Origin of the sequence: Sphingopyxis sp. NFH-91 (assembly GCF_021401285.1) — a bacterium.
In the GTDB taxonomy this organism is placed as follows: domain Bacteria; phylum Pseudomonadota; class Alphaproteobacteria; order Sphingomonadales; family Sphingomonadaceae; genus Sphingopyxis; species Sphingopyxis terrae_A.
The window spans coordinates 274,725-291,933 of sequence record NZ_JACBGA010000002.1 but is presented as its reverse complement, the minus strand read 5'-3'; the positions used below and the strand labels follow the sequence as shown (position 1 = coordinate 291,933).

The window sequence follows — 17,209 nt, the reverse complement described above, 5'->3', positions numbered from 1 at the left end:
GGGCGTGGAAGGTGAAGCGCCGCGAACGCACGCGTCAGCTGATCGAGCTTGGTGGACTCGTCGCCAAGGCGGATCTGATCGAGCTGACCGGCGACGATCGCGCAGTCATTCTTGGGCTACTTGTGGAAGCCGCCGCGACGCTGCGAAGCGAAGCGCGCGAGCGGCAGCTCACGCTGTGGCGACGGCGCGGGCAGCGCGCGTTCGCCGATGACCTCAGCGCCGATGCGACGTCGAGTCCTTGACCGAACCGCAAAGTCCGCAGGGGCGCTTCTCGCGCGCGTAGCCGCCTGCGCCGCCGAGGCCGCGCGTCACCACATTGGCCTGTGAGCGAACCGACAGGTTGAGCCTGTCCGTGACGCAGTCATCGCAAATCGCGACGCCGTCGAGGCGCTGGATCAGCGCCTCGATCTGGCCAGCTATTGTCGATCGGCGTGGCAACGATCAGCCGGATTTCTTCGTTGCGATCTCGAGCGCAGCAATCCGCTCGGAACAAATGGTATGCACAGCGCGGCCCAGCTCTTCGACACGTTCGCCGAGCCAGCGCAATTCTTCCTCGGTGATTTTATAGTGCTTCGAGTAGCGCGCCTTCACATAGGCTTCCTTGAGCTTCTCGAAACGCGCGCGATCGGCTTTCAGCTCGCGCGGCCAGGCATCGACGAGGCGCATGTCGATGCGCTCGGCCTGGGTGCGCAGGAAACCGAGGTTGTGAACGTGCGGGGTATAGAAGGTGCAGACCAGAAGGACGCAGTGATAGAGGCGCTCGGTTGCTTGGTGGGTCAAAAATGCGGCATCTTTGAACCTACCGGAAGCGCGGCTAAAATTGGCGGTTTCGAGCATACCTGATGCCGCGGGCATCCACTCGTCAAAATACTCCCGCGCCATCGCCAGCGCCTGCTGCGGCGTCTTGGGCTTCGGCTTGTGCAGTTCCTTGTCGTCGCTCTCGTAAAGCGCGATCCCGTCACGCGCGACGTCCATGAAGAAATAGCGCCCGTGAGCGAGCCCGTCGTTCACCTCCTGCAGCGTATGAACGATGAAGTTCACCGGAGTTTTGAGGGTCTGGTCGATCAGAAGTTCGCGGGCGAACCGGTCATCGAGTTTCGACCAGACATCGACCTTGTCGGTGAGCCTTTTGTCGTTGACGATGATGAGCAGGTCGAAATCCGAGCGATAGCCCTTCGCCGTGTGCGGCTCATCGACCCAGCCGCCGCGCGCGTAGCTGCCGTAGAGGATGATCTTGTCGATCCGCCCCTTCTTCTTCCAGCTCATCGTCGCGAGCGCGATGCTGTCGGCAAATTCCTCGAAGATGATCGCCTTCACGCGCTCGAGTTCGCGCTGCTTGGCGGCCGGAAGATGATCGAGGTCGGTACGCATGATTGGTATCACCCTGTAATCGCGCGGGCCGGATGGCAAGCGCCATCCGGCCCGCGCGCCTCCCTAAAGCCGGAAACGCCACCACCACGGATCCTTTTCGTCCATCGCGGTCATGAGGACGCGAAGGGCGCCCGCAAAATGCCATTCGACGTCGGCGACCGAGATGCCGAACCGGGCGGCGATTTCGGGATAGCTCAGTTCCTCGACGCGGATCGCGAGGAATATCTTGCGGTCCATCTCTTCCAACCGATCGACCGCGCGCTCGGCGCGCCACAGGCGAAGCCGGTCTTCGCGGAACATGCGCGCGCTCATTGTTCGTCCCCTACAAAGGCAAGCAGATAGTCGCTCGCTTTGCTGGCCGCGCTCGCAGCGCGGAAGATCGCCTTCTCGTCCCCGCGCAGAACCGACAGCCACGAGCCGATATAATCCGAATGGCGAACTGTCGGCGCGATGCCGAGCGATGCGCAGGTAAATGCCGCCGCCATCTCGGCGACAAGTTCTTCGCGGGCGTAGGACTCCGATCCGAACCCGCCCTTCTGGTCGCGATCGAGCCTGCTGCCGTGCCCGGTCCAATGGCCAAGCTCGTGGAGCGCGGTGCGATACCAGTTGATGGGCTCATGAAAGGCCGCTTGCGGCGGCACCTGCACAAAGTCATGGCTCGGGCTGTAAAAGGCTTCGCCACCCCCAACGTTGAAGCGCGCACCGCTCGACGTGATGAGCGCATCGGTTTCGGTAATGGCGAGCACCGGATCGGGGCTGACCATGGGGGCGATATAGTCTTCGGGCAGTCCCTCGCACTGGTCGACATTGAAGACGACAAAGCGCTTGAGGAATGCCACCTGCCGCGCCTCGCGATCTTCGCCGCGTGCTGCCTCGGCTTCGGCTTTCGGGGTGAACCGGTCAGCGTAACAGACGACCGTGCCCTTCTCGCCGCGCACGACATTGCCCCCTGCGGCTTCGGCCTGCCGATAGGTGAGCCAGCGCTGCGACGCATAACCCTTGGCAATGCCCTCGGCCCAGAGGATCAGCACATTGATGCCGCTGTACCGCCGCGCCGTTCCCGCATTCTGCGGCATCGTGCATCCACAAGCGGCGCGGTCCCACGGCTGCACCCAAGGCAACCGCCCTTCTTCGAGCTCGGCGATGATCCGGCTCGTGACTTCGGCATAGAGGCTCTGCCTCTCGACTTTCTGATGTTTCATATCCCTTCTCCTTCCAACCGCGGCCCGGCCCGGAAGGGGCGCAGGGGGGCGGCAGGAAGGAGCCGGCAGACCCGCATGATCGGGCGGGCTGCATCCGCAGGACCGAAACGAAGTGGAGGACCCGCAGCGCGGGTTGCGGCCCGACCGGGCGGGGCTAGAGGCGAGTGACGCCCGCCTGCGTCCCTCCCGTGCCGGGACCAAATGACGCCGCCGCGAAGCGGCGACTGCTTGCCCGCCAGCGGCATCTCATATCCTGCGAATCGTACCGACTCCGCGCCGCTCGCGGCGCGTCATTTTGGACGCGGCCGTCGCCGACGGCCTCATTGTCCAGCTGCGACGCCCACGGGCGAGACGCTTTGAGAAAAATATGTTCGCCTACGCCACAGCACGCTGCAGCCCCCTCAGATACGCCAGCGTACGCCAGCCTACGCCAGCGCACCTACGCTAAACTACGATCCAATAAATGGCGCTTTTCTGCGGCGTTGACGATGCCCCGCTCAATGGCCTTCTATGCTCTCACGCCCAGACATGATCCCCCTCAACATGGAGAAGCATCACATGGCATATCAGTCCCCCCTCCGCCTTATGCGGCTCACCGAAGTTCTCAATCTGACCGGGCTCAGCCGCGCCACCCTCTATCGGAAGATCCGCGCCGGCACTTTTCCGCCGCAGCACAAGCTCGGGGCACGCTGCTGCGGTTGGCGCGTCGGCGAAGTCGACATCTGGCTTCGCAATCCCATGTCCTTCACGCTCGCCGATCTCGAGCGCGCTCGCGACGCTGCCTGACGATTGAATTGCTCCAGGCACGACAATCCCCGCGCCGCAGATTGCGGCGCGGGGCGGCTGCCGTCTCAGTCGACCGCATTCCAGATGATCGCATAGGCGTCATCGCTTTCCTGACCGGCAGCGCGGCCGAGGTTCGCGTAAAGCCGGCGCGGACCGAACTCAGGGGCGGCGAGGCTCAGCGACACATAGCGTTCGCCCGACTGCTGTCCGACGCGGATCCAGCCGGCACCGATTTCGACGCCTTCGGAATAGACCCGGTAGTCGGGCTGAACGTCACCGCTCTTGCTGCGGTTGGTGCGGATCTCGATCGCCGCGCGGATCGAGAGGGTCTTGAGCTGGCCCACGAAACCCTTGTCGATGGTGCCGTTCACAAAGCCGATAGCTGCCATTGGTCGTCTCCTTCACTGTGCCGCGGGACCATCCCTGCGGCATGGGCGGACCAGGGACCGAGGATTGAGGCGCCCCCGCGAACCCGTCAGGGCCGCAGCGCAGCGGAGGAGTGCGGCGGCGCGATTATTTGAAGCGAAGCGGCCGCGAGGAGACTGCGCAGCAGGCGGGGACATAATCGCGCCGAGCGCACTTTCGCGGGGCGCCGCGCCGGTCCAGGTCAGATCGCCCGCCGCCGGGTTGGCTCCGGAAGGGTGGAGCTCGCCACTCGGCATCGACGTAAACGATCACTCTCCAGCAAAATGAGGGGCTCAGCCCATGGAGATGACTGCGACCGCAGGGTCCGGTGCGAATTCCCAACTGTTCAGCGGGGCCGATAAGGCTCGCATGCTATGCCGTCACCGTCGCCGTCCATCTCCGGACGGTAACCAGGCTGACCGCGATAAATGGGCGCAGCTCCCGCAGCGCGGGCCGCCTGGCAATTGGGATAATAGACCGAAGATCGAGGGGTTTGCCGAGGAACAGCCAACGAACGCGGCGGCTGCGACTGCGCCTGAGGAACGCGGTGCACCGATCGCCATTCTGAGGGAGCGACGAATTCTCCCGCCCAAATCCCTCTCGCCGCTTCACGGGCCCGCGCTTCGTCTAATACATAAGCGTCGCTATACCGCCTGAAGGCTAGCGCCATGCCTGCTTCGACCATCGCTCGACCCAGGTCGGTGCCGTTGACAGTGCAGACTGCGACGTTGCGACCATAATCATCGATATCGCGCTGCTGGCAGCGAACCGACCCCCGGGCAACGAGTTCGCCAAGCTTCGCGGCAGCCGCTTTCCCGCAATCCCAGGCTTCTCCGCCGCGCGTACATTTTTGATCATATTCCGGCGCGTCAATTCCATAGAGGCGCACCGATATGCCCGAAAGCGACAGACCGTCGCCATCAACCGCCTGAGCCGGGCCGCTGATATCCTGGGCCAATGCCGGTGCAACCGCCCCGGCCAGAATATTTGCAAGAGCTAGCCGTATCAGCAGCGTGACCATGACTTGATCCTGAATTTGGGCCTTCCAGCGATATTGAGGCGCGCACGAAAGGCAAAGCGCGCTCGATCGACTTGCACGCCCCTCCCTTTCTGTATTCGCATAACATGGATTAATTTCTTGTAACATTGCCCCGCTGTGGCAAAAGAGCAGCCTCGTTGCGGTGACGTAGCGCTCAGAGGGCGCTTTCTAGGTCGGTCCCCACGCGCATTGCTGGCAAGATCAGCAGGTTGCACCATTCTGGGACAGACTTTTGCACGCAAAAAAGACTCGCATATCAAGCGATTCGAGTTAAGAATTCCTAATAATTAACATTGCAGGGCGAGTCGCGGGCCTGCCACCACCAAGGAGGATACCGACGATGAGAAAATTTCTTTCCAAAGCGCTTCTAGTTTCGGCTGCGGTCTTGGCCATGCCGGCGGCGGCAAATGCTGCGGTTACGCTCAGCACCGTTACGCCTGGCACCGATCCCTATTCGGGCCCGGCGCCGACCTATGATTTCGAAACCCCTGCCCCGGTCAGCGGCGGGCTTGTGACGACTGGCTCGGCAAGCGGTATCCGCGCGCAGCCCTTCGGCAGCACCGGAAATTACTGGACGGTCGGCCCCAGCGACGGCTCGCCGGGCATCCTCGACCTTTCGTCGATCGCTGACATTTTCAACGTCAGCTTCCTCTGGGGTTCGGTCGATGCCTACAACCTCGTCGAATTCCTCGACATGGACGGCAATGTCATCGCCAGCTTCACCGGCAGCGACATTTTCAACCCGGCCAACGGCAATCAGACCGATCCGAACCTCAACCCGGTCGTTCGCTTCGACATCACCGGCAATGATGTCAGCAATCTGAAGTCGCTGCGCCTCAGCTCGACGGGCAATGCGTTCGAGACCGACAATTTCACCATCAATGCGGTTCCCGAGCCGGCAACCTGGGCGTTGATGCTGCTCGGTTTCGGCGCGATCGGCTTCGGCATGCGTCGTCGGCGTGGAACGGGCGCGCTTCAGTTCGCCTGACGCTCAAGGTTCCAGCAAAGGACCAGAAGAGGCGGCCTTACGGGCCGCCTCTTTTTTTAACCATGCGTCTTAGAAACGACGATTTTGTTGACGAAGTGGCATTTGCGCCCTTCAGCCAGCCCGCAGATTTGCCTCGCTAACGGCACGAAACAGTCCGGATCCACCCAGGCCGAGATAGACCAGCCCGACCTCCTGCATATCCGCGGCCAGTACGGTTCCATTATCCATGCTCCCGCCCGGGTAGCGGCCAATCGTTTCCCATTTTGCGGCACCCGGACGACGCGGGTCAAATTCGATGCAGCGATGGAGGCCTCGCACGCCGGCCAAACCGCCCCAGGCATAAAGTGTCGGATAATCGCTCCCGGGCGCGGCCTTGCCGAACGCGAAGTCGAGCGGTTCGCGCACGCCGGCAACCCGCGCCCAGCTTGAGCCCTCGTCTGCACTGAAGAAGATTCCAATGTCAGAATCGCTGTCGTTTGCATCGACGTCGCCGACGCAGAAGAACAGATGCGGGGAGCGTCCTGGCGGCATCTTCAATTTGCAATTGAAGGCGTCGGTTCCGAAAATCGGTCCGATCAGATCCTTGCGCATGCGTTGGAAATTTCGCCCGCCATCGTCAGATTTCCAGATCCCGCGGAAGCGCCGGCTCGCGTCATCATGACGTTCATTGCCGACATGGTAGAGAAAGAAGGTTCCGGGACGTTCCTTGTCGGCGAGAAGCTGGATGCGCTGATAGGAATATTGGTTATGCCAGCGCATTCCGCTGTTATCGGGCTCGGCCCCCTCGAAAAGGCAATAGGCCCAACTCGCGCCATCATCGAGCGTCACGCTCGGCTTATTGTTGCCGGTAGGCAGCCAGACCAGATTTCCTGGAGGGCCCACAGCGATGTTGCCGCCGAACCCCGTGCCTTCGGTTGCCGGCTGCGGCGCGGTGGCACGGACATTTTGCGGAACCGCGGCGACGGGCGCCCAGCTCTTTCCGCCGTCCCGCGAAATATTGCAGCAGCCATTCTTGCTGCCAACCACGGCAAGATAATCCTCATTGCCCGCGGCGTGATCGATGCCGCCGCCATGATCGAGCGGTACCGCATTGCTGACGCCGATGTTGGCGGGATATTGTCGGAACTGCCACCAGTCGCGGGTCGCGACGTTACGGTCCTGCGTGACATAATGGATCCGGCTGTTCTGCGGCGGCACCATGATCTGCATCGACACGAGATTTTCGATTCCGACGCTGTCTTCGAGATAGACCGGGACGCTGCCATCATGCGGCGGGTTGATACATTTCCAGCAGCCTATGCCTTCCGCAATATAGAGAATATCCGCCTCCGTATCCCACACGCAGGCGCCGTTCGACATGTAATTCTCGTTGGTGGTCTCGTGCCAGCCGATATGGACCGCCTTGCGCCGGATCCGCGGTGTCAGCGGACCGAAGGTGGCGCCCCCGTCCAGCGAAAGCCGATAAGCGCTTGAAGCAATCATCGACACAATCCGCTTGCCGTCGGCAGATATTGCAATGTGTTTTGCGTCGGGGACGCCAGGTACTGACTTCCAGCCTCCCCGCTCGGTCCAGCGGCGTAGCGGCGCGCCGTCACCGCGGGAAGTTCCTCCAGTCCATAAATTGCCGCCGCGCGCCGCCATATGACCGATGTCGGCAGGGCTTCCTTCAATAAGATCGAAATGGCCTTGAATTCCGGAAATCGACCGAAAGATGCCATGGCCATAAGACCAAATATAGACCAGCCGGGTTCGCTCGCCATTGCTGCCGCTGTCAGGGTCAAATGCGATCGCCATCCCGCGATCGGGGGCACTTGGCGCGGGGATTTGGGGATGCGCCGCCCAGCTGTCCCCGCCGTCAAAGCTGATATGGAGCCCACCACGGGCGCCCGTATCGGGATTGCCGATGCCCAGGACCAGATGATTGGCAGGATCGACTGCCATTCTTTCGTTGGTCATTCTCGAGCTGCTGTTGGCGCCATAGCCGTCATAATAGGGAAGAGCGGTCCGTCGCCACGTCCTGCCCCGGTCGCCGCTTGCATAGACGAAGCCGCCTTGGCACACATAAATGCAATCAGTCCGGCTCGGCGCTACGGCAACATCGTAACAGCCCGCACCGCGCGGATAATGGTAGCGCATCAGCTCGGGATCGATGTTGATCCCCGCCTGCAGCAGCGGCTGCCACCGGCTTTCCTCGGAAGCCCAGATAAAGCCTCCGGCGGTGTCGGTGCGGCAAACCCGGACCTTTTCGGAGCCCCGCCCCGCGATCCGCATTCCGGTCACATATCCACCACCACCGATCGCGACGCGCTCGTACCGCCAAGTGCCGGATTGCCTGTTTTCTGCGTCCACGCTTCTGCTCTTCCCTTTACCGCGCCAAGGCTTTTGCGGGGCCGCCAACGCGCTCGACATCTGCACCGCGTGATGCAGCTGGAGCCGGATGCTGGCAAACGGACCGGCGAAGGGCAGCCTCGCGCAAGCGCTGCACCATTACAATACAATATAAGCATTTATCGCTTAGGATGGCTTACAAGGCCGCTACCGCGAATATGCATTCGCTGCTATGCTGCGGCCCGGATTTAAAGTCGAGAGCGACCGCGGAAATCCGGGGTTGAGAGCCGGCGAGGGTTCGGGAGGGACATGTGGAGACGATTTGGGACTGGATCACCGTCATTGCCTTTTCAGGCCTGGTGACCTTGCTGCTACAGCGATCGGCCGAGGAAACGCCGCGCGACAAGCTTTGGCAATATGCACCGCCGGCGGTCGGCTGTGCCGTCGTCAACTATATTGGCAATGAAGGCTATCCGCTATTTGCCGCAATTCTACTGGTCGGCGTGATCATCTACATCTTTACCGTGCTCAAGGTGCCGAACCCTTTCCAGCAATCGCGTTAAGCTTTGCCAAGAGGCCTTTCCCCATTCGGGACGGCGTGCCGCGAGTCCCGGAATTGCACTGTAAACGCTGTCGATTTCTCCGCCATTCTGCTATTTGCTTTGGCTGGCGGTGATGCCGATAGGTCAACTCGGATCGGGCTTGAAGGGCCGGGTGCCAAGTGGTGAAGGGCGGGAATATCTACAGCAGGCCTGATCATGACCTGTCGCTCGCGACACCGCCGAACCCGTCGAGCGAGGGCGGCCTCTTTGCGTCGGCGCGCGACAAGCGGACTTTTCTCTATATCTTCTCGCTGGCCCTCGACCTTCTGGCACTGGTGCTCGGCTATGCTTGCGCGCTGCAAACCCGCGACGCGCAATGGCTCAGCGCCGGCGGTCATTCCATTCTCTTCATAGCCCTTCCGCTGTTCCTGATGTTCGAAATCGCGCGCGAAACTCAGGACGCCGAAACCTTGCAGAACCGGTTACTCGGTACCAAACGCGCGCTTGGCGCGCTCGGGGCGACGGCCTTTGTGATCGTCGGCATCAGCTTTCTTTTCAAGGTCGACGAAATCTCGCGCATCGGCTTTGCGATCACTTTCGGTACGGCGGCCATATTTCTGATAGTGTCGAAAATCATCCTTGATCGCGTCGTGAAGCTCGTGATGGGCGACGTGGTGGTCGCCACGATCCTGTTACTCGACGGTCTCGATGCCGTTCCCGAAGGATCCGCCGTGGTTGTCGATGTCGGCGCCCAGGGCCTTTGGCCCGATCTTGATCGCCCGGACATGATCGATGCGCTCTCGCGGCTGATAGCGCCCTTTGACCGGGTGGTAGTAGCCTCGCAATTTGATCATCGCGCGGAATGGTCGACCTTTTTGAAGGGTCACGATGTTGGCGGCGAGATCATGCTCGACCGGGACCTTCTGCACGGAGCAGTCGCGCTTGGTCGCTATGATCGGCGCGACACGATCGTTCTCTCGCGCGGGCCGCTCAATCTGATGAACCGGATACAAAAGCGCGGGCTCGACCTCGTCACGGCCAGCGCAGCGCTGATTCTGCTCGGCCCTCTGCTCCTGCTTGTCGCCTTGGCGATAAAGCTAGACACGCCGGGGCCGGTCTTCTTCCGGCAATTGCGCGTGGGCCAGGGCAACCGCCAGTTCAGCATTTACAAATTCAGGTCGATGCGCGTCGAAGCGAGTGACGCGATGGGCGACAAGTCCGCCTCGCGTGCGGACGATCGCGTAACGCGGGTGGGTCGCTTCATCCGCCGCACGAGCATCGACGAGCTCCCGCAGATATTCAATGTTCTCAAGGGCGAAATGAGCATGGTGGGACCGCGTCCGCACGCGCTTGGCTCGACCGCGGGCAATGAATTATTCTGGCATGCTTCGCAGAAATATTGGCTGCGTCATGCGCTCAAGCCAGGCATTACCGGTCTTGCCCAAATTCGTGGTTATCGCGGATCGACCGAGAGAATTGAGGATCTGGAGCTCCGGGTGCGCTGCGACCTTGAATATCTGTCCGAGTGGTCGCTGTGGAGCGACATCATGATCCTGCTCAAGACCGTACGCGTGGTGATGCATAAAAATGCATATTGATCCCGTCTCGCAAGGGAGCTGACCGCGCGGTGCGCATTCTTGGCATCCTCCTGATTCTCGCATCGCTGCCCGGTCTGATCTGGTGGGTACGGGCATTCCCGCAGCACCGCAAATGGGCCTATTTCGCGATCGGCGCCCTGCCCTTCACCATGAGCTTTGCCAATCTTGATGTCGCCTTCATCAACTGGGCGACATGGCCCGGTTTTGCGCGCGGGCTTATCGTCTCCATTCTCGACACGCTGGCGATAGCCATCATCCTGGCGGCACGCGCGCCTTTCCGCAGGCTGCCGCTGCTCGGCGCTCTCGGCGCCTATCTGGCTGCGGTGACGGTGTCGGTCTTTGTGTCGCATCAATGGGAAAGTTCGAGCTTCTACGTTTTTCAACTCCTGCGTGTCATTCTGGTTTTCGTTGCCGTCGCTTCGGTTGCCGGCAAGCCGGGCGCGGTTCGCTGGATTGCCTTCGGGCTTGCTGCAGGCGCGATTTTCCAGGGACTTGTGACGATCGAACAACGCATGTCGGGCATGGTCCAGGCCACGGGCACCATGGCTCACCAGAATCTGCTGGGGCTGATGCTGCACTTCGTGACCCTGCCGCTGCTTGCCCTGCTGCTTGCTGGAGAACGCAGCAAGCTGATCATGGCTGGCGTCGTCGCCTCGCTCGTCGCGGTGGCGCTCGGCGCGTCGCGCGGTGCGGTCGCCTTCGTAGCGGTGGGGATCGCATTGCTGCTCATCCTTTCGCTCGCAAGGCGGATGACGCCGCACAAGTGGAAAATCGTTGGACTGGCGGTCTTGTCGCTGGGCATCGTCGGCCCGGTTGCTGCCACGAGCTTCGGGGAGCGCTTTGCGAGAGGAGCGTCAACCGCGCTTGGTCCCGACGGCGAACGACAGGCCTTCGAACGCGCTGCGAAAGCGATTTGGCGTGACCACCCGATGGGTGTGGGCGCGAACCAATATGTCGTGATCGCCAATTCGCAGGGCTATTCGCAAAAGGCCGGCGTCGTCTGGAACTACAACAGCCGTTCGGCGCATGTGCACAATATCTACCTGCTCGCTGCGGCCGAGACCGGCTGGCTCGGCCTTCTGACGCTCATTTTCCTGTTCGCCTGGAGCGTCATTCGCGGGCTCGCCTTCGCTTTCATGCATCGACGTGATTCACGCGGCGATATCGTGCTCGGGGCGAGCGTCGCCATTCTCGTGACGGCGCTTCACAGCCTGTGGGAATGGGTCTTCATCGTCTATTTTACCCAATATGTGTTCGCGATCGCGCTTGGCATCATCGCGGGATGCATTAGGCAGGCAAAGCTCGAACGCCGACATAAGACGATCCGCAAGCCACCTCCCGCCTCGTCCGGCGGACAGCAGGACGGCTTGGTCGATACTCCAGCCGCGGCCCTCACCATGGGGCGCGGGAGCGCGCGTCGGCGCGGTTCGGGCGCGTTGCGCCCGGCGCGGCGATAAGCCGCGATGGAAAGCAGTCCCACCGATATCGGCGCCGCCACGCCGCCGACCTCGCGGCGCTGGCTGCGGCAGATGGCGGGATGGACCGGCCATTTTGGCTCGGTCAGCTGGATTGCCGCGACCTATGCGATTCAACAGGTCGTGCGGCTGGCCTCAAGCATTCTCTTGGCCTGGCTTCTCGCGCCAGCGCTTCTCGGCACGATGCTGCTCATCAACGCGCTGCGGACGGGCGGGGAACTGCTCACCGACGTCGGCGTCGGTCAGAGCATCGTCAACAATCGGCGCGGCGAGGAATCCGACTTCTTCAACACCGCCTGGACGGTGCAGATCGTGCGCGGCCTGCTGCTCTTCGCGGCCGCCCTCGCCCTCACCGCGCCCATCGCTCATGCCTATGGCAAGCCGGAGCTTCTATACCTGCTGCCTGCCGCTGCCCCGATCTTTCTGCTCACCGGCCTCACTTCGCCGTCACGCTTCCTCCTTCAGAAGCGACTGGAGGTTCGCAAGCTGGCCTCCTTCGACCTCGCAATGGCGATCTTCGGCTCGGCGATCCAGATCATTCTCGCCTATTTCATGCCAACCATCTGGGCGCTCATCATTGCGCTCCTGATCAGCATGGCCGTCCCAGCAATCGCGAGCTTCTTCCTGGTCGACTGGCGCATGCATCGCCTCCGCTGGGAACGGACGGCGCTGCGCGACATTGTTCATTTCGGCAAGTGGGTCTTCCTGTCCTCATTGATCTACTACCTCGCCATGAATTTCGATCGTCTCTATCTGCCAAGCGCGATACCGCTCGCGCTGCTCGGGATTTACGGTATCGCGCGGACATTCGCCGACGCAGCCGCGGAACTTTTCCAGCGCGTCGGCAGCTTCCTTGTGTTCCCGAAGATTTCGGCCACCAACCTGCGCGGGCATGATCTGCGCGAGGCAATCGGACCGATGCGCCTTGCGCTGCTTGGCTTTGTCGCGGTCGGGCTCGCGCTCGCTATCGCACTTGCCGATCGCTTCATCTACCTCGTCTACGACGCGCGCTATCACGATGCCGGCATTCTGCTGACCGTTCTGCTCGCTGGCAGCTGGTTTGCGATTCTTGCTGCCATGTCGGATGCCATCATGATGGGACTTGGAAAGCCATCGGGCGTGGCGTTCGGCAATGGAGCCAAGCTTGCCGTTGTGGCGATCGCCCTGCCCGTCCTTCTCCCACGCTACGGCCTCAATGCCGCGATGCTCGCTTTCGTCGCGGCAGAAGCCGTACGCTATTGCATCCTCGTCTGGCGCAAGCGAGCTGCAGGGATCAATTTCGTGCGGCAGGATATTGGGCTGACGCTGCTATTCTTTGCCTTGATCTTCCTGTTCCGGGAGGCGAGCTATCTGGCCGGATTGACGGGCAGCATCGGCGATTGGCTGATCGAAGGGCAGAGGATGCATGGCTGACGGGCAGCAGAGCCGCATGGGAGTGGTGGCGATAGGCCGTAACGAAGGCGAACGGCTGCAGCGCTGCCTTCGCTCGATCCCGCCCGGCATTCCCATGGTATATGTCGACAGCGCATCGATCGACGACAGTGTCGCCTTTGCTCGCTCGGTCGGTGCCGACGTCGTCGAACTTGATATGCGCCTCCCCTTCTCGGCCGCGCGCGCGCGCAACGAGGGTGCAGCCCGGCTTACCGCGCGGCATCCCGAACTGGCCTTTGTCCAGTTCGTGGACGGCGATTGTGAGTTCGAGCCCGGCTGGCTCGCCGAGGCGACCCGCTTTCTTGAGAACGAACCCGAATTCGCCGCGGTTTGCGGTCGCCGGCGCGAGCGCTATCCCGAGGCGAGCTTCTACAACAGGTTGTGCGACGCCGAATGGAACACGCCGCCGGGGGAAGCCGCGGCGTGCGGAGGCGACGCCATGGTTCGTCTCAGCGCTTTTGCTTCGGCAGGCGGCTATGATGGCGCTGTCATTGCCGGCGAGGAACCCGAATTTTGTTCGCGGCTTCGCACGCGCGGCTGGAGGGTCTGGCGGCTTGATGCGCCGATGACGATACACGACGCCGACATGCATCATTTCCGCCAATGGTGGATGCGCGCGGTGCGCAGCGGCTATGGCTATGCGCAAGTCTGGTCGAAAACGCGGCGCCTGGGTGCGCCGCTCTACGGGCGCGAGCTTGCGCGCGCGATCGGCTGGAGCGCAGCGCCCATAGCGCTGGCACTGTTCTTGACAGTACTCCTCGGACCGATAGGTCTGCTTGCTGCACCATTGTTGTGGGCGGCCCAGTTTGTTCGGCTCGCACGGCGAGACGGCGGCATGCAAGCCGTGCATCTGCTCGCCGGAAAATTCGCCGAGACCTGGGGAGCGCTGCGTTATGGCGCGGCGCGCGCGGCGAGGCGCCGGCAAGGAGCGATCTACTACAAATGAAGATCGCCTATCTCGTTAGCGACTATAGCGCCCCATCGCACACATTCGTGCGCCGCGAAGTGGCTGCCCTGCGCCTGCGCGGGGTTGAAATCGCAGCGTTCAGTGTCCAGCCGGTCGCGCGCGAAGGCGAAGCAGAGAGTCTGCTCGGGCGCCCGCTTTTGGCCTATTTCGCGGCAATTTGCGTTATTCTCGCCACCAGACCTGGACGCTTTGTGTCGACCTGGCGGCTGGCGCTCCGCCACCGCGTCGGGGGCCTACGCGCGCTGCTTTGGTCGCAATTTCACTTCGTCGAAGCGCTGCTGCTTGCGCGCCGGCTGCGCGCAGAGCGTGTCGGTCATCTTCATAATCATTTCGCCAACAGCGGCGCCACCGTGGGCATGCTGGCCGCGCATTGCGCGAACGTGCCGTGGAGCCTGACGCTGCACGGCATTTCCGAGACCGACCCACCGGCAGGAGCGCTGCTCGCCGGCAAGATCGAGCGGGCGCGCTTCGTCGCCTGCGCGTCCTATTTCATGCAGGCCCAGGCGATGCGGCTCGTGGAACCGGCTCAGTGGACCAAGATGCACATCATCCGCTGCGGCATCGATCTGGCGGCACTTCCCAAGGCACAAAAAGCTCGTTCGGCGCGCGCGTCGACACCGCCGCGCCTTGTGTCGGTGGGACGGCTGTCGCCCGAGAAGGGTTATGCGGGCCTTCTATCAGCGCTTGCGGCGCTGGTTGCCGAGGGCCGCGATTTTTCGCTGACCATTGTGGGCGGCGGGCCGGCGGCAGATGCGGTCCGGGAACAGGCCGCGACACTCGGGCTCGCTGAGAAAATCGAATTTACCGGACCGCTTCCCGAACGCTCGACGCTCGCGCGCATGGCCGAGGCCGACATCTTCGTCCTGCCGAGCCTGATGGAAGGTCTTCCGGTCGTTCTCATCGAAGCGCTCGCGCTGCAACTTCCCGTCGTAGCGAGCCGCGTTGCGGGTATTCCCGAACTGGTCGAGGACGATGTCACGGGCCGGTTGTTCACCGCGTCGGACTGGGACGACCTCAAGCGCGCGCTCGGCGCGCTGATTGATGACCGCAAGGCGTGGATTCGGTTAGGCGAGGCCGGGCGCCGGCGCGTGGCCGACGACTATCAGGCGCATAGCGCGGCCGCGCGCATGTCACGTCTGTTGACCGGCCTCGGCTGAGACGCCCCCCGTTTTTGACCGGCGCCGCAGACCGCCCGTTCCGGGCGGCCTGCCGCCCTACCAGTGGCTCGCCGCGCCGCGCCGCTTGATGAGGCGATTGGCGGCGATGCAGGGGCCGAGGTTCAAAAATGTTGCGGCGAGCGAGAATGGCGCCCGCGCCAATGCCTTGCGCCAGCCGACGCCCTTGAGATTGTGCAGTCGCCAGCTGAGCATCCGCGGGGGCAATGCCCACCATTTGCCCGCGACCTCGCGCGCGATGATCCGGTCGATCCAGTCGGGTTCATCCTCGTTCCAGGACCGGATGCGCTCGCCGACATGATCGCGGTGTTCGCCGGCCCACATATGTTCGAATATCCATCCGTTGATCGTGGTGCCGAGCGTCATGCGCCGCTCGTGCGCGAAGAAGCCCGCGATACTATGGGCTTCAAAATAATGCGTCGGATGCGGCATGCGCGCGATCGTCTCGAACCGCGGGGGATGGGTAAAACCGCCGGTGTGGATCATGGCGCTGAGCGCGCCATCCTCTCCCGGAGTCGGGACCGGGAGCCAAATCTTGCGCAATTCCGACATGCGCGCCGCGTAGAGCGAGCCATTGATCGCGTGCGGCGCCGGCGTCTGGCTCGAAATGCGCAGCGAGAAGCGATCAATGAGCGTCTTGTGCGCCTTGCGGGCGATATTCTTTAGCGGAAATCCTGAAACCGCAAGCAGCACCGGATCGCCCGCGAGCCGATCGACGAGTTCCGCCAGCACATGCTCGCCCGCCAGTTCGATATCGGCATCGAGAAAGATCGCAATGTCGAGATCGCCATCGAGCAGTTCATGAACCGCGAGATTCCAGCTGCGGGCCTTGCCGCCGATCGGCGTGTCGTGGACACTCCAGATCGGTCCACCGTCGGCAAATCCCCGCGAGAGCGCTGCCGAGGCCTTGGCCGCAGTCGCGTCACTCGACCCATTGCTGACAACGAGGATTCGGGAGACGCCATCGACGCTTACCAGCGACTGTTCCGCCAGCTGATCGATCAAACCGCCGATCGTGTCGGCCTCGTTGCGCGCAATAATGCAGATCGCGACGCGATTGCCCTTACGCTCGGCGAGCGCCGGCTCCGCTTCCGCTTGGCGGGTCACGACGGATCGTAATATTTCCCGTAATCGGGCCCGCCATAGCCATAACCATAGCTGTCGGCGAAGCCGCCGCTGTAGCGGTTGAGAATCGTCCCGACGCACGGCGTCGGGTGAAGAACGGCCAGCACGTCTTCGACATGCTTCCTGGTAGTTTTGCCGCTGTCGACGACGAGCACATAGCCGTCGAGCAATTCAAGGCTGATCATCGCATCGTCGCTGGCGAAGGCTGGCGGTAAATCGAAGAGGATGATCGCTGCATCGCTGCGGTTGCGGAAAATGTCGATCATCTGCGCAAAGCGTTCGCTGGCGAGAAGCTCGGCGGTGTTACGCTTGCGGCGAACGGCGGGAAATATCCCGAGTTCGCTGCCGTCGACATGCCGACCGAGCGCTGCAAGATCATCGGCTTCGCCTTCGAGGAAGCTCTCGATCCCCCGATCGAGAGTCAGGCCGATCTCTTCGGCGACCGATGCGCGGCGAATATCGAGATCCACCAGGAAAACGGGTTGCTCGGCCACGCGCGCGAGCGACGAGGCCAGATTGAGCGAAAGATAGGATTTGCCTGCCGCAGGCGTTGCAGAGGTCAGGCCGACAAGCCGAAACCCGCTTTCCTTGAGCTTCTTGCTCAGGCTCGAACGGAGGAGATTGAAGGGACGCGCGCGAATGTCGCGGCTGTCGAAGCCAACGAGCTTGTGCGAGTTGAGCTCGGCGCGCTCGGGAGTGAAAAGCGGAAGGTCCGCGAGCCGGAGCAGGTCGCGGACGCCGGGAGAGGAAAAATCGCGGTCGGCCATGGTCGAACCT

General features: G+C 62.4%; 18 protein-coding genes. 9 read left to right on the top strand and 9 right to left on the bottom strand.

Translation table 11 applies throughout. The features are described 5' to 3' along the window. Window positions 1–11 precede the first annotated feature (11 nt). The gene (locus L0963_RS06375) at window positions 12–242 is read left to right on the top strand and encodes a conjugal transfer protein TraD (RefSeq protein ID WP_234178870.1); all 231 of its coding nucleotides are present in this window, start codon (window positions 12–14) and stop codon (window positions 240–242) included. On the opposite strand, the gene L0963_RS06370 is transcribed toward L0963_RS06375, so the two are convergent. The 4 genes from L0963_RS06370 to L0963_RS06355 all read right to left on the bottom strand — a co-directional run bounded on the left by L0963_RS06370 (window position 214) and on the right by L0963_RS06355 (window position 2,573). Continuing rightward, entirely contained in the window at window positions 214–438 is a 225-nt protein-coding gene (locus tag L0963_RS06370; RefSeq protein WP_234178868.1) for a hypothetical protein, read from the bottom strand. The two genes, L0963_RS06375 and L0963_RS06370, sit on opposite strands and share 29 nt — an antisense overlap. 3 nt (window positions 439–441) lie before the next feature. Beyond that, entirely contained in the window at window positions 442–1,371 is a 930-nt protein-coding gene (locus tag L0963_RS06365; RefSeq protein WP_234178866.1) for a HEPN domain-containing protein, read from the bottom strand. 63 nt (window positions 1,372–1,434) lie between these two features. After that, on the bottom strand, window positions 1,435–1,683 hold the full coding sequence (locus L0963_RS06360) for a sigma factor-like helix-turn-helix DNA-binding protein (protein WP_234178864.1): 249 nt from the start codon (window positions 1,681–1,683) through the stop codon (window positions 1,435–1,437). Then, the gene (locus tag L0963_RS06355) at window positions 1,680–2,573 is read right to left on the bottom strand and encodes an ArdC family protein (protein WP_234178862.1); all 894 of its coding nucleotides are present in this window, start codon (window positions 2,571–2,573) and stop codon (window positions 1,680–1,682) included. Before L0963_RS06355 ends, L0963_RS06360 begins: the two co-directional genes overlap by 4 nt. Before the next feature lie 558 nt (window positions 2,574–3,131). On the opposite strand from L0963_RS06355, the gene L0963_RS06350 reads away from it, so the two are divergent. Beyond that, entirely contained in the window at window positions 3,132–3,359 is a 228-nt protein-coding gene (locus L0963_RS06350) for a helix-turn-helix transcriptional regulator (protein ID WP_234178860.1), read from the top strand. 65 nt (window positions 3,360–3,424) lie between these two features. Here L0963_RS06350 and L0963_RS06345 read toward each other — a convergent pair whose 3' ends face one another. Then, window positions 3,425–3,748, bottom strand: coding sequence for a DUF736 domain-containing protein (locus L0963_RS06345; protein ID WP_217372236.1), 324 nt, complete (start codon window positions 3,746–3,748; stop codon window positions 3,425–3,427). Between the two features lie 362 nt (window positions 3,749–4,110). Next, window positions 4,111–4,785: an excalibur calcium-binding domain-containing protein gene (locus L0963_RS06340; protein WP_234178858.1), complete on the bottom strand. Its 675-nt coding sequence runs from the start codon at window positions 4,783–4,785 to the stop codon at window positions 4,111–4,113. A 409-nt stretch (window positions 4,786–5,194) separates the two neighbouring features. Between L0963_RS06340 and L0963_RS06335 the strand changes: the two genes are divergently transcribed. Continuing rightward, window positions 5,195–5,791, top strand: coding sequence for an Npun_F0296 family exosortase-dependent surface protein (locus L0963_RS06335; RefSeq protein ID WP_062902553.1), 597 nt, complete (start codon window positions 5,195–5,197; stop codon window positions 5,789–5,791). Between the two features lie 111 nt (window positions 5,792–5,902). Here L0963_RS06335 and L0963_RS06330 read toward each other — a convergent pair whose 3' ends face one another. Continuing rightward, entirely contained in the window at window positions 5,903–8,140 is a 2,238-nt protein-coding gene (locus tag L0963_RS06330; RefSeq protein ID WP_234178856.1) for a sialidase family protein, read from the bottom strand. 290 nt (window positions 8,141–8,430) lie between these two features. On the opposite strand from L0963_RS06330, the gene L0963_RS06325 reads away from it, so the two are divergent. The 6 genes from L0963_RS06325 (at window position 8,431) to L0963_RS06300 (ending at window position 15,289) form a co-directional block, all read left to right on the top strand. Then, complete coding sequence (locus L0963_RS06325) at window positions 8,431–8,682, top strand: XrtV sorting system accessory protein (RefSeq protein ID WP_186401999.1); 252 nt, start codon at window positions 8,431–8,433, stop codon at window positions 8,680–8,682. A gap of 161 nt (window positions 8,683–8,843) precedes the next feature. After that, complete coding sequence (locus L0963_RS19800) at window positions 8,844–10,259, top strand: exopolysaccharide biosynthesis polyprenyl glycosylphosphotransferase (RefSeq protein WP_234178854.1); 1,416 nt, start codon at window positions 8,844–8,846, stop codon at window positions 10,257–10,259. A 29-nt stretch (window positions 10,260–10,288) separates the two neighbouring features. Further along, a complete protein-coding gene (locus L0963_RS19795; RefSeq protein WP_234178852.1) occupies window positions 10,289–11,716 on the top strand; it encodes an O-antigen ligase family protein in 1,428 nt (475 codons plus the stop codon). A gap of 6 nt (window positions 11,717–11,722) precedes the next feature. Further along, on the top strand, window positions 11,723–13,147 hold the full coding sequence (locus tag L0963_RS06310) for an oligosaccharide flippase family protein (RefSeq protein ID WP_234178851.1): 1,425 nt from the start codon (window positions 11,723–11,725) through the stop codon (window positions 13,145–13,147). After that, entirely contained in the window at window positions 13,140–14,111 is a 972-nt protein-coding gene (locus L0963_RS06305; protein WP_234178850.1) for a glycosyltransferase, read from the top strand. Before L0963_RS06310 ends, L0963_RS06305 begins: the two co-directional genes overlap by 8 nt. Beyond that, window positions 14,108–15,289, top strand: coding sequence for a glycosyltransferase family 4 protein (locus tag L0963_RS06300; RefSeq protein WP_234178848.1), 1,182 nt, complete (start codon window positions 14,108–14,110; stop codon window positions 15,287–15,289). Before L0963_RS06305 ends, L0963_RS06300 begins: the two co-directional genes overlap by 4 nt. Before the next feature lie 57 nt (window positions 15,290–15,346). Here the strand turns inward: L0963_RS06300 and L0963_RS06295 are convergent, their stop codons facing one another. Continuing rightward, window positions 15,347–16,414: a glycosyltransferase family A protein gene (locus L0963_RS06295; RefSeq protein ID WP_234178846.1), complete on the bottom strand. Its 1,068-nt coding sequence runs from the start codon at window positions 16,412–16,414 to the stop codon at window positions 15,347–15,349. Next, window positions 16,411–17,199: a CpsD/CapB family tyrosine-protein kinase gene (locus L0963_RS06290; RefSeq protein ID WP_234178845.1), complete on the bottom strand. Its 789-nt coding sequence runs from the start codon at window positions 17,197–17,199 to the stop codon at window positions 16,411–16,413. The genes L0963_RS06295 and L0963_RS06290 overlap by 4 nt, the downstream gene beginning before the upstream one ends. Window positions 17,200–17,209 lie beyond the last annotated feature (10 nt).